Origin of the sequence: Micromonospora antibiotica, from assembly GCF_017599305.1 — a bacterium.
Classification (GTDB): domain Bacteria; phylum Actinomycetota; class Actinomycetes; order Mycobacteriales; family Micromonosporaceae; genus Micromonospora; species Micromonospora antibiotica.
The window spans coordinates 197,725-209,126 of the sequence record NZ_JAGFWR010000008.1 but is presented as its reverse complement, the minus strand read 5'-3'; the positions used below and the strand labels follow the sequence as shown (position 1 = coordinate 209,126).

At 76.0% G+C, this 11,402-nt stretch carries 14 protein-coding genes; 3 read left to right on the top strand and 11 right to left on the bottom strand.

What is annotated here, in order from left to right; all coding sequences use genetic code 11:
- Positions 1 to 64 precede the first annotated feature (64 nt).
- Both eccD and eccB read left to right on the top strand, forming a co-directional pair.
- The gene (gene eccD / locus JQN83_RS16850) at positions 65 to 1,474 is read left to right on the top strand and encodes a type VII secretion integral membrane protein EccD (RefSeq protein ID WP_208568095.1); all 1,410 of its coding nucleotides are present in this window, start codon (positions 65 to 67) and stop codon (positions 1,472 to 1,474) included.
- A 7-nt stretch (positions 1,475 to 1,481) separates the two neighbouring features.
- Complete coding sequence (eccB, locus tag JQN83_RS16845; protein WP_208568094.1) at positions 1,482 to 2,876, top strand: type VII secretion protein EccB; 1,395 nt, start codon at positions 1,482 to 1,484, stop codon at positions 2,874 to 2,876.
- Between the two features lie 87 nt (positions 2,877 to 2,963).
- Here the strand turns inward: eccB and JQN83_RS16840 are convergent, their stop codons facing one another.
- From JQN83_RS16840 to JQN83_RS16830, 3 genes are read right to left on the bottom strand one after another with little or no spacing between them, the layout of a single operon-like run.
- Complete coding sequence (locus tag JQN83_RS16840; protein ID WP_208568093.1) at positions 2,964 to 4,370, bottom strand: S8 family serine peptidase; 1,407 nt, start codon at positions 4,368 to 4,370, stop codon at positions 2,964 to 2,966.
- 19 nt (positions 4,371 to 4,389) lie between these two features.
- On the bottom strand, positions 4,390 to 5,370 hold the full coding sequence (locus JQN83_RS16835; protein ID WP_208568092.1) for an SMI1/KNR4 family protein: 981 nt from the start codon (positions 5,368 to 5,370) through the stop codon (positions 4,390 to 4,392).
- Positions 5,367 to 6,401: an SseB family protein gene (locus JQN83_RS16830; protein WP_208568091.1), complete on the bottom strand. Its 1,035-nt coding sequence runs from the start codon at positions 6,399 to 6,401 to the stop codon at positions 5,367 to 5,369. Before JQN83_RS16830 ends, JQN83_RS16835 begins: the two co-directional genes overlap by 4 nt.
- A gap of 127 nt (positions 6,402 to 6,528) precedes the next feature.
- Between JQN83_RS16830 and JQN83_RS16825 the strand changes: the two genes are divergently transcribed.
- Positions 6,529 to 6,999 carry a hypothetical protein gene (locus tag JQN83_RS16825; RefSeq protein ID WP_208568090.1) on the top strand — a complete coding sequence of 157 codons (471 nt, stop codon included), beginning with the start codon at positions 6,529 to 6,531 and terminating at the stop codon, positions 6,997 to 6,999.
- A gap of 20 nt (positions 7,000 to 7,019) precedes the next feature.
- Here JQN83_RS16825 and JQN83_RS16820 read toward each other — a convergent pair whose 3' ends face one another.
- From JQN83_RS16820 to JQN83_RS16785, 8 genes are all read right to left on the bottom strand, one after another.
- Positions 7,020 to 7,568 carry a hypothetical protein gene (locus JQN83_RS16820; RefSeq protein ID WP_307799354.1) on the bottom strand — a complete coding sequence of 183 codons (549 nt, stop codon included), beginning with the start codon at positions 7,566 to 7,568 and terminating at the stop codon, positions 7,020 to 7,022.
- Positions 7,565 to 8,125, bottom strand: a complete 561-nt coding sequence (locus JQN83_RS16815; protein ID WP_208568089.1) for a hypothetical protein — start codon at positions 8,123 to 8,125, stop codon at positions 7,565 to 7,567. Before JQN83_RS16815 ends, JQN83_RS16820 begins: the two co-directional genes overlap by 4 nt.
- Positions 8,122 to 8,352, bottom strand: coding sequence for a hypothetical protein (locus tag JQN83_RS16810; RefSeq protein WP_208568088.1), 231 nt, complete (start codon positions 8,350 to 8,352; stop codon positions 8,122 to 8,124). Before JQN83_RS16810 ends, JQN83_RS16815 begins: the two co-directional genes overlap by 4 nt.
- Before the next feature lie 103 nt (positions 8,353 to 8,455).
- Complete coding sequence (locus JQN83_RS16805; protein ID WP_208568087.1) at positions 8,456 to 9,118, bottom strand: hypothetical protein; 663 nt, start codon at positions 9,116 to 9,118, stop codon at positions 8,456 to 8,458.
- Positions 9,119 to 9,241: 123 nt separating this feature from the next.
- The gene (locus tag JQN83_RS16800; RefSeq protein WP_208568086.1) at positions 9,242 to 9,901 is read right to left on the bottom strand and encodes a hypothetical protein; all 660 of its coding nucleotides are present in this window, start codon (positions 9,899 to 9,901) and stop codon (positions 9,242 to 9,244) included.
- Between the two features lie 64 nt (positions 9,902 to 9,965).
- Entirely contained in the window at positions 9,966 to 10,526 is a 561-nt protein-coding gene (locus JQN83_RS16795) for a hypothetical protein (RefSeq protein ID WP_307799352.1), read from the bottom strand.
- Between the two features lie 83 nt (positions 10,527 to 10,609).
- Positions 10,610 to 10,978: a hypothetical protein gene (locus tag JQN83_RS16790; protein WP_208568085.1), complete on the bottom strand. Its 369-nt coding sequence runs from the start codon at positions 10,976 to 10,978 to the stop codon at positions 10,610 to 10,612.
- Between the two features lie 12 nt (positions 10,979 to 10,990).
- Positions 10,991 to 11,350 carry a hypothetical protein gene (locus tag JQN83_RS16785; protein ID WP_208568084.1) on the bottom strand — a complete coding sequence of 120 codons (360 nt, stop codon included), beginning with the start codon at positions 11,348 to 11,350 and terminating at the stop codon, positions 10,991 to 10,993.
- Positions 11,351 to 11,402: the final 52 nt, after the last annotated feature.

The window sequence follows — 11,402 nt, the reverse complement described above, 5'->3', positions numbered from 1 at the left end:
TGACCGCCGCGGAGGGCCCAGGAGGCGACCGCGCGGACGCGTGGCACACGGGGAGGTGACCAGCGTGACGGCCCCGGGCGGTCTCAGTCTGGCCAGGGTGACGATCGCCGCTCCCCAGCGGCGGATGGACGTGGCGTTGCCCGACGGCATGCTCGTCGGGGAGTTGTTGCCGCACCTGCTGCGCCATGCCGGGGAGGGTCTCGGCGACGTCGGTGAGCAGCAGGGCGGCTGGGTGCTCCGACGGGCCACCGGCACCCTGTTGGAGGCCACCCGCAACCTCGCCGTGCAGGGCGTCCGCGACGGCGAGCTGCTGCACCTCACGCCGGGCCGCGACGAATGGCCCGAGCTGGCGTACGACGACGTGGTCGAGGTGATCGCCAGCGGCGCGCGCCGGACCGGTCGGTCGTGGAGCAACGACGCCACCCGGCGGGCCGGGTTGACGGTGACCGCCGCGCTGCTCGGATTCGGGCTGTTCGCCCTGCTCGCGGTCGGCTCGCCGTGGCGGGCCCCGGGCCTGCTGGCGCTGGGGGTAGCGGCGCTGCTGGCGGTCGCCGGGCCGGTGCTGTCGCGGGCCGTGCCCGACGCGACCGCCGGTGCCGTGGTCGCCGCCGCCGGCCTGCCCTACGCCCTGCTCGGCGGGGCGTTGCTCGCCGCACCGGACGGGGTGCGGATCGTCGACCTGGGCGCACCGAGCCTGCTACTCGGCTCCGCCGCCCTGCTGGTCTTCGGCATCGCCGGGTACGCGGCGGTGGGCGGGGTGCAGCGGCTGTTCATGGCCGGGGCGGCCGCCGGCCTGACCGGCGTGCTGGCCGCGCTGCTCTGCTACGGCGGGGTCTCCCCCGCCGGGGCGGCGGCGGCGACGTTGACCACCGTGATCGGTCTGCTGCCCGGTTACCCGTTGATCGCCGGTTGGTTGGGCAGGCTGCCGGTGCCGGAGCTGCCCGACCGGCCGGAGGAGATCCTCAAGGACCGGCCGGTGCCCGAGCGGGCGAGGGTCTTCGTGACGGTGGCGCGGGCCACCGAGCTGCTCACCGGGATGCTGCTGTCCGCGTCGGTCTGCGGCGCGCTCGCCATCGCGTTCCTGCTGACCGAGGACCGCACCCCGGCCGGCGTGTTGCTGGCGCTCTGCGGTGCCGGTGCGCTGCTGCTGCGCGGGCGGCTGTTCCCGACCGCCGCGCAGCGGGTGCCGCTGCTGGTCAGTGGCCTGTCGGGGCTGTCGGCGCTGACCGTCGCCGCGCTGCTGGCCACCACGTCGGGCGGTGACCGGATGCTGATCGGGCTCGGTGTGGTCGCCGTGGCGGCGGTGACCCTGGTCGCCGGCCTGCTCTACAGCCGTCGCCGGCCGTCACCCTATCTGGGCCGGGCCGCCGACATCGCCGACGTGATCGCCATCATGGCGTTGATTCCGCTGGCCTGCGCGGTCATCGGCCTGTTCGGGGCGATCCGGGGGATGTTCGCCTCGATCGGCGGGTGAGGCGACGATGACGACCCGCCGCGACCAGCTCCAGTCCTACCAGTTCATGACCCAGCGGGTGATGTCCGCGTTCGTGATGCGCGAGACCGACCCGCAGCAGTCGCCGCTGCGTCGGGGCATCGGCGCGTTGTTCGGCGGCCTGATGGTGGCCGTCCTGGTCGCCGCCGGGGTGGGCATCTACGGGTTGCTCACCAAGGTCGGCGGGGACAGTTGGCGCAAGCCCGGCTCGGTGGTGGTCGAGAAGGAGACCGGCGCCACCTACGTCTATCTGGACGGCCGGCTGCACCCGACGCTCAACTACGCCTCCGCGTTGCTGGCCGCCGGTCGCCCCGGCACCCCCGTGGTACGCGTCTCCAGCAGCACCCTCAGCGCGGTCCCCCGGGGTGTGACGATGGGCATCCCGAACGCCCCGGCCTCGCTGCCGGCAGCGGACCGGCAGGCGGGTCTGCCGTGGACGGTCTGCTCCGCCCCGGCGACCGACGACACCGGCCGCACCACCGACACGGTGACCCTGGCGCTGGCCGCCCGCCCGGTCGACGGGCGGGGCGTCGGCGACGACGGGCTGCTCGTCAAGGACGCCACGCTGGGCATGAACTACCTGGTCTGGCACGGCCGCCGGCACCTGGTGCAGGGTTCCCGGGTGGTCGTGCCCGCCCTGTTCGGGGCGGTCACCCCGACCCCCGTCGGCACCGCCTGGCTGAACGCGCTGCCCGCCGGGGTCGACCTCGCCGCCCTGCCCGTCGCCGACCGGGACGACCCGTCCCGGGAGGTGCCCGGCCGCCGCAACGGTGACGTGCTGGTCACCCAGACCGCTTCCGGCCCGCAGCACTACCTGGTGCTCACCGACGGGGTCGCCCCGATCACCCCGGTGCAGCAGGCCATCCAGACCGGCCAGTCGGGGCGGCAACCGGCGCCGGTCGCCGTCTCCGCGGTCACGGCGCTGCCGAAGAGCGGGCAGCTACCCCGCCCGGCGGACCGGGGCCAGCCGCCCGCCACCCCACCGAAGCTGCTCGGCCCGGAGCCGGGTCAGCAGCTCTGTGCCGCCACCTCCGACGCCGGCACCCCGCCGGCACTGACCGTGGGCGGCACGCTGCCCGGCGCGGACCGGGCCGCGCCGACCGGATCCGTCTCCCCGGACGGCGTCCCGCTCGCCGACCGGATCGCCGCCCCCGCCGGCCGGGTCACCGTGCTGAAGCTGCTCGGCAGCCCCGGGGCCTACAGCATCGTCACCGACCTGGGCATCCGGTACGCGGTGCCGTCGGCCGAGGCGTTGCGCCTGCTCGGCTACCCGGCGGAGAGTGCGTTGGTGGTGCCGCCGAGCCTGACCATGCTGGTCCCGACCGGCCCGACCCTGGACCCACGGGGCGCGGTCCGTCCCGCCCCGGTCACCGTCGGGGGCTGACCGACCCCACCGGGCGTACCGGCCCGCCCGACCGCTGTCCCGGGCGGCCCGCCCCGGCCGGGCACGGCCCTGAACTGCGGGCGGTGTTCATCGGCCGGGGCCGGGTTCCGGGTCGTCGAAGAGCTGCACCGGGGGGCCCGGTTCGGTGGGCTGCGCCGACCGGGCGGGTGCCGGCGCGACGGCGGCCCGCCACCGGCGGCGGCGCACCCTGGGCAGGGTCAGTGCGACCGCACAGATCACCAGGACGGTGCCGAGGGCGAGCACGGCACCGGCCAGCGCGATCCGCCGGCTCTCCCGCAGCGCCGGGTCGGGCCGGTCGACGGCAGGCCGGAACCGGGGCAGCGGGGCGGGTCTGGCCTGCGGCAGCAGTTGGTCGTTGAGCGCCCCGTACGGGTTGACCGTCCCGTGGCCGTACTCGGCGCGGTCGGCGCCGGGGACCGCCGTCACCGTCAACAGCCGGACCAGTTCGCTGCGCGGCGCACCGCCCCGCTTGGCCAGGGTGAGGGCGACCGCAGCGGCCACGAACCCGCACGCCAACGCGGTGCCGTCGGCGGCCTCGACCAGCCCGCTGCCGCGCTGGGTGGTGGTGACGGCGACGCCCGGCGCGACCAGGTCCAGGTACGGCCCGTACTGCGATTTCGGCCACCGCCGCCCGTCCGGGCCGATCGCCCCGACGGCGAGGACCTCCGGGTAGCCGGCCGGGTAGGACACCGGGTTGCCGTCCCCGCCCCGGTCGCCGCTGGCACCCACCACCAGCACACCCCGGACGACGGCCCGCCGCACCGACGTCCGCAGGGCCGCACTGTCCCGGTCGGCGGCCACGGTCACCGCGACCACCCGGGCACCCCGGTCGACGGCCCAGTCGATGCCCCGGGCCAGCACCCCCGGGTCGACCGGGGCGGCACCGAACGCCCGGTCGTCGACCACCCGTACCGGCAGCACCCGGGCGCTCGGCGCGAGCCCCGCGAACGGCGACGGGCCGGCCTGCCGGGCGACGATCAGCCCGGCCACCCGGGTGCCCTGGCCGGTGCAGTCGGTGTCGGCCCGGCCGCTGCCCCGGACCGCGTCGTAGCCGGGCTCGACCCGCCCCCGCAACTGCGGGTGGTCACCGTCCACTCCGGAGCCGAGCACCGCGACGGTGACCCCGGCACCCTGGCTGAACGGCCACACCTGTTCCGGGGCGAGCACCTGCTGGGCCCAGGACGGCGCGGCGACCTGCCCACCGGCCTGCGCACAGTCGGGTGCCGCCGCAGCGGGCGGCACCGGCCCGGCCAGCAGTCCGGCGGCGAGCCCGACGACCACCCCACCCGCCACCCGACGCCGGACCGACCGGGCCGGGCCACCCGACCGGGTCACACCGCCGGCCACCGGACCACCCGACCGGGTCACGCCGCCGGTCGCCGGACCGCCCGACCGGTGCGGGTCGGCGATGACCGTCCGGCCCCGTACCTGCGTGGCGTCCGGCTGTCGCCCGCGCCGTCCGTACCCCGTCATGTGTTCCTCCGTCCCGGCCTCACGCCGCCGGCCGCCGGCGGGCCGGCGGCAACGCCGACCCGGTCCGCTCGTCCTCGACCCGGGTCACCCGCCCCCCGGCCACCGCCTTCACGGCCAGGTCACGCAGCGGACCCGGGACCGCCCGCAGGGCGTGCCAGAAGACGCCGAAGCTGTCGGCGCAGCGGTGCAGCAGCCGGTTGCCGACGTCGGCGGCGGTGTCGTCGTCGCGGGCCCGGGGGTCGTCGTCGTCCCAGTACCAGACCGACCCCTCGTCGCCGCCGGCCACCCGGACGGCGAGCAGCCCACCCTGCACGTGCCCGACCGCCAGCCAGTCGGCGGTGAACCGGTCGGTGAACCAGGCGTTGGCGTGGCACAGGTCCTGCATCCGGTCCGCGCGGGCCACCCCGAACAGCGGCTGGTCGACCACGAAGCCGAATCGGGGGTGCACCGCCGGCCAGTCCGGCCAGCCACCGTTGGTGCGGGCCAGGAAGTCCCGGTAGCCGGCCGGCAGGGCGCAGCCGAGCCGCTGCTCGACGCGGGCCACCGCCGGTGGGCTGAGCCGTTCGGCGAACCGCAGCGGCGGCGGCTCGGCAGTCTCCACCGGCAGCCCGCGCCGCCGGGGGTCGGCGTCGCCGGTGCCCACCCCGCCCAGGTGCCGCAGCGCCACGTGCAACTCCGCCGGCACCAGCGCCACCCGCCGGCTGCGTGCCAGATGCGCCCAGACCCACCCCGCCGGGGTACGCCCGGACGCGTCCGGGTCGGCCGGGTCGGGTACGGCCAGGTTGGCGGTGAGTACGTCCAACACCCGGGCCGCGTCCACCCCGATGCCCGGCGGCAGTGGCGGCAGCTCGACCACTGCCCGCGCGTACGGCGTCCAGTCCGGAAAGCCGTACGGGTCGACCGGCACCCCCTGCCGATAGCGGACCCGCAGCATCGGCGCAACCGGATGGACCACCCCGAAGGCGTACCGGGCACCGGGGATCAGCGTCGCCCCGCTCACCGGCCCCACCCGGCATCGGCCGGCCGCCCGGCGACGGCCCCGGCGGAGTTCGGCTCGTCGGTGGCGGCCCCGGCGGAGTCCGGGTCGTCGGGGGCGGCCCCGGCGCGGGTGACCTCGTCGGGGCCCGTCCCGTCGGGGGTGGGCCAGAGCAGGAGGAACGGCACCTGGTCGGCGGGGACGGTGATGCCGGCCGGGGAGTCCGGGTCGACGGCCAGGGCGTACCCCGGCGGCCAGACGGTGAGCAGGGCGGCCATCGTGGCCCGCAGGCTCGGCGTGCCGTCCGGGTAGGCCCGTGCGAAACGTTCCGGTGCGGTGAACACCTCGATCACCGGCGTCTCCCCCGCGTCGACCGCACGCCACGGGAAGTCCGGGTCGACCAGTCGGGCCGGGTCGGGCACCGGGGCACCGGTGGGGAGCACCACCAGCGCGTCGAGCAGCGCATCCAGGTAACCGACGGAGTCGCCCCGCTCGGCCGCGTCCCGCAACAGCGCGGCGGTGTCCGGCTCGTCCGCCGGGCCCGGGGCGGGTGCCGGTGGGGCGGGGGCAGCAGCCGGATCGTCCGACCCGTCGGCCGTCGCGGCGGCGATCTCGTCGTCAGCCGCCGCCTCGGCCAGCTCGGTGAGCAGCTCCGCCCCGGCGGGCACCGCCAGCTCCCCGTCCGCCGCCGCCCGGACCGCCTCCACCGGCAGGTACGCGTCCAGCGGGGTGCCCGGGTTGACCGCCAGCCGCCACCCGGCCACCGGCCACCGCTCGCACAGCTCGTCGTACCCGGTCACCGTGTACGCGTCGGCGACCCCGGCGACCTGCGGCACCATCGACTCCAGCGAGGTGAACACGGGCAGGAACGGCTGTCCGAAAAGGTCCATCGTGACGAACCGCTGACCGCCGTCGGCCGGGTCGTCGGCACGCAACTGCGGCAGGAACAGCTCGGCCCGGGTGAGGATGCGGAAGAACCCGGTGCGGTCGTCGTCGCGCGCCGCGCGCAGCAACGCCCGTTCGGTGTCGTTGGCCGGCTGCCACGACTCGTCCACGACGGGTCTCCTCCCTGCCCGGTGCCGACCTGAGCCTAGCGATGTCCCACCGGCGGGCGGGACCCGCAGCGGGCGCACGCTAGGCTACGGGCCGGTCGCCGTCCGCCGACGTTCCGCAGGAGGTTCCATGCGACGTGTCGCCGCTGTCGCCGCTGTGGCCGCCACTGTGGCCGGTTGTTCCGCCGGCCCGTCGCCCGCCCCCGCACCGGCCCCGGTGGAGTACGTCGTCACGCTCACCGTCGAGGTGGTCGGCGGCGGGGGTGGGCTGTTCGGGATGGCGGTCACCTGGGGGCACAGCGCGCTGAAGACACAGTCCGCCACCAGCCTGACCTGGGCCTGGTCCCACGCGGTGACGCTGCGTCATCCCGACGTCGAACGGGTGTGGGTGTCGGCGACGCCGCAGGCCCGGCCGGGGGTCGACGAGCGGTTGGCGTACGCCGGCGGGATCCCGACGTTGCACTGCACGATCCTGTTCGACGACCGGATCGTGCAGGACCAGACCAGCATCTCCCCGACGTGCGAGGCGAACCTGTCGGCCAGCCCACCGGCCGGCAGGGCCGCCACCCCCGCGCAGCGGTCGGGCGGCACCGCCGACTGACCGCGTCCACCCCCGACGGCTCAGCCCAGGCGGCGCAGCGCCCCCACGTACGCCGACCGCACCGCGACCAGCCGGCCGGCCCGGAACCGGCCCGGTTCGCGCTGGTAGACCGTGCGGCCCAGCGCCGTCCAGACCGCCGTGAACGGCACCCGGGCCCCGCCGGGCGGCACGAACTTCACCACCTCGTCGAGCGCGGCGACGGCGGCGGTCAGCCGGGACCGGCACCGCCGACGGTCCGCCTCCGGCAGGGTCCGCGCCCCGGCCGGCACCGCCCGGGCGTGGTTCTCGGCCACCCACAGCCACTCCCCGGCGTCGATCAGCCGGGACGGCTCCGGGCCGCCGTACCGGAAGCCCTCCTCGACGTCGACGGGCGCGGCGGGCAGCCGGAACAGGAACTCGCGGGCCGCGCCGCACCCCTGGCACGCGCCGGTGTAGCGGCGGGCCAGGTCGCCGTCGGGCAGGGTGAGCACGGTGGAGGCGCGCGGGAAGCGCCCCTGCCCGCAGCCGCACGGTTGCAGGTCCATGTAGAGGTGGGCCTCGTGGGTGGAGCGCGCGGCCAGCGGCGTCACGCCGGGCTCCACGGCATGTGGTCGAGGTGGAAGTCCCGGACCACCTCGATCCGGCGACGACGGAACCGCCCCGGCTCCCGCTGGTAGACCGTCCGCCCCCGGGTCGACCAGAAGGCCGCCTCCGGCACCGCGTCGCCGGTCTCAGGCAGGAACTTACGGACCTCCTCCAGGGCGGCCACGGCGGTCCACCGCAGGTCCGCCGCCTCGGCGTCGTCGCCCTGCCGCTCGGCCACCTCCGCCGCCTCCCCGCACCAGTCGGCGACGAGCAGCCACTCACCGGGGTCGAGTAGGGCGGACGGCTGCGGGCCGCCGAACCTGCTGCGGGGGTGCGGACCGGCGTCGGCGGGTGCCGTGCGCCCCTCGGGCAGGGCGAAGAGGAACTCGCGCTGCTCGTGGCATTCGGCGCACCGACCGGAGTACCGGTACGCCGGTCGGGACTCCCGCGTCGTCGCCGTCGCGGTCCAGGCGACCTCCATCGACCCGCACCGGCCGCACGGGTGCAGCTCCAGGTAGACGTCGACCTCGTCCCGGGTCCGGACGGCGGGCAGCAGTGTCACTCGGTGTCCCGGTAGTGGCCGGTGTCCGGGTCGAGGTCCATGATCTCCCGGGCCTGGCGCATGTACTCGCGCTGCGCCTGTGCCGACGGTGACCGACGCTGCGCCGAGTCGGCGCCCTCGGGGGTGAAGTCGACGTCGTCCACCTGGTGCGTGGCCTGCCACCGGGCGTGCAGGTCGGCCAGCGCGCGCAGCCGGCGTTGCCGCTCCGGGTCGTCGGTCATCGCCATCGGGTCACCTCCGGATGCCGTCCGCCACCGGGCGGACCGCCCGCCCGGACCGACGGGCCGGGGCTGGTCTCTGCCGGCCGGCCGCTGCCGGCGCTCCGACCGGTCACGGCAGCGGACGCTCCACCCGCTCGGCGACCGTCTCCCGGACCCAGGTCGCCGCCCGGTCCGGTCCACCCGTCACCGTCCACCGGTACACGTCCACCGCGGAGCGGATCTCCAACAGGTAGTGGTTGTGTGAGAAGAACCGCAAGGTCCAGCCCCCGTCCGGGTCGGGCACGAAGGTCGGGGGCATCACCGGCGGTGCGTCCGGCACCGCGAGCACCTGGGTGAAATGGTCGGGGTCACGGATCAGCCAGCCGGCGCGGGTGCCCTCGGTCACCGAGAAGGGGCGCACCACCGAGCCGTCGATCGTCCACGCCGAGTACAGCTCACCCAGCAGCTCCGCGTACGCCGACGGCTCCAGCCCGGCACCCACCCGGCGGCCCAGCTCGGCCATCACCCCGGGCCGGTTGAGGTGCAGCGTCCCGCCCGACGTGGTGCGCAGCAGGCCATGGGTGACGAACATGGGTTGCCGTGCCGCCACCACCCGGACCGCCTCGGCCAGCCAGTCCGCGTCGACGACGGCCCACTGTGCCGGCCGGGCCCGGTAACGGAACCGGTCGGTCTTCACGGTGACCGACTCGGGGCCTACCCACACCTGTCCGGTGGCCTCGTCGGAGGCCAGCACGTACCGCTGGAGCGCCCCGGTCGTCCACTCCGTGTCCACCAGCAACCTCCCCGTCCGGCCGTCGGCGCACGTCATTCTGCCACCCGACCCGCCAGGAGTCGGCCCGCGCGGCGCCCTGCCGGGTTCACCGCGTCCTACCGGTGTCACCGCCGTCGTCGTCGTTCAGGCGAGCGGCAGTCGGGTGCCGACCGTCCGGCGTGACCAGGAGGCCGGTCCGGCCGGGCCACCGGTCACCTCCCACTCGTGGACGTCGACCGCCGCCGCCAGCGCCTCCAACAGGTGGTAGTCGTGCGACCAGAAGCGCAGCGTCCAGCTTCCGTCGGCCCGACCGGCGAACGTCGGGGGCCCGACCGGGGGTGCCGACGGCACCGGAAAAGCGGTGCGGAAGTGGTCCGGGTCGCGGATCAGCCAGCCCGGCGGGAACCCGGGGGTCGCGGAGAACGCGTACCCGAACCGGCCGTCGAGCGTCGCGCCGGAGTAGAGGACGGCGAGCAGTTCGGCGTACGCCACCGGATCGAGGTCCACCCCTACCCGTCGGCCCAGCGCCGCCATCGTGGCCGGCGAATTCAACACCAGACCCGCACCGGCACGGGGGAACAGCAGGCCGACGGTGGTGGTCACGGCACCGTTCGTGCCGACCACCTCGATCACCTCGTCGACCCAGCTCTCCCGGGCCACCGCCCAGTCCGCCGGCCGCGCCTCGTAGCCCATCTGGGCCGTCTCCACCCCCAGCAGGGCCGGCCCGCCGAACGTCCGCCTCACCCGTTCGTCGGCGGTGAAGACGGCACGTTCGAGCATGTCGATCACCCGTTGGGTGTCCATCCACTCCTCCGTACCTGGCTGGGGTCGATCGGTAGGCCGGTGCGCCCGGCGGCGGACGCCCCGGTCACGACGGCACCCAGGGCATCCGGTTGAGGTATAGGTCCACCAGGACCTGCAACCGGCGACGCCGGAACCGGCCGGGTTCCCGGTGGTAGACCGTACGGCCCCGCACCGACCAGAACACCGACTCGGGCACGGTGTCGGCGTCGGCCGGGAGGAACTTGCGCACCTCCTCGATCGCGGCCACGGCGGTCCACAGTGAGTCCGCCGCCCCGGTGTCGTCCCCCCGGGCGTCCGACGACGACCACGCCTCGACACACCAGTCGGCGACGAGCATCCACTCGCCGGGATCGAGCAGCAGGGAGGGCCGGTCCCCACCGAACCAGGTCCTCGGGCCTGGCCCCGGCGCGGCCGGTCCGTCGTCGTCCCCGGAAACCTCGAACAGGAACTCCCGGCTGTCGCCGCAGTCGGCGCAGGGGCCGGCGTACCGGTGGGCCCGCCGCGACCGGACCGTCACGGGCCCGTCCCGCCAGGCGGTCTCCATCGAGCCGCAGCGCGGGCAGGGGTGCAGGTCGAGGTAGACGTCGGCCTCGTCGCGGGTACGCAGCGCCGGCAGCAGGATCACGCCCCCCTCGCCGTACGGGGTCCCGTCCGGTCGGGGAACCGGCTCCGCCGTCCGCCACCGGTCGGGCCCGTCACCGGCCGGGGTCATCGGTCGGTACGGCGACGCAGGTCGTCGGCCAGCTCGCGGGCCAGCACGCTGAGCGAGCCGTCGGAGCGGACCGGACCACAGCTGAATCCGGGCCGGACCCGGGCCGCCAACTCCCGCAGCATCGCCGCGACGACCAGGCCACGGGCGCTCGACATCGACACCAGCCCGGGGGCGGCCCGACCGAGCCGTTCCTCGGTCGGGCGTCCCGCGTCGACAGTCGCCCGCCACCGGGCGGCCTGCTCGTCGAGCCCGACCCTTCGCGCCGTCGTACGACCGCCGGCGTCCCGCTGGTAGTCGGGCCAGATCAGCAGCTCCCGGGTGGGGTCGGCCGGTGGGACCGGGACGGTCAGGTCGTCGTCGCTCATCACCACGTCCCCTCAGTAACCGGTGCCCGACTCAAGGTGCCGGGCGAGCTGCGTCGCCAGCTCCGCCAGCGAATCGTCGGCCCGCACCGCCGGCGTGGACCTACCCGGCTCGACCCGGGCCGCGAACTCCTCCAGCAGGGCCGCCACCACGTGCGCCCGCGCGGTCGAGAAGGCGATCACGTCGTCGCCCTCCTCCGGCGCGTCCACCGTCGACTCGGCCGCCCGACCGGACTCCAGGGCCCGCCGCCACAGGTCGGCCGCCTCGGCCAGCCCGATGGGCCGCCGTACGCCGGGCCCGTCGCCGGCCGGCCCGTGGTCGTACTGGGTGAGCAGGTGTACGGCGGCGTCCCGGTCCGGATCAGCGTCGGTCATCAGGCTGCGCCCTTCCCTCGTCGACACCTGCACGGTCGGCCGGTCGGCTCCG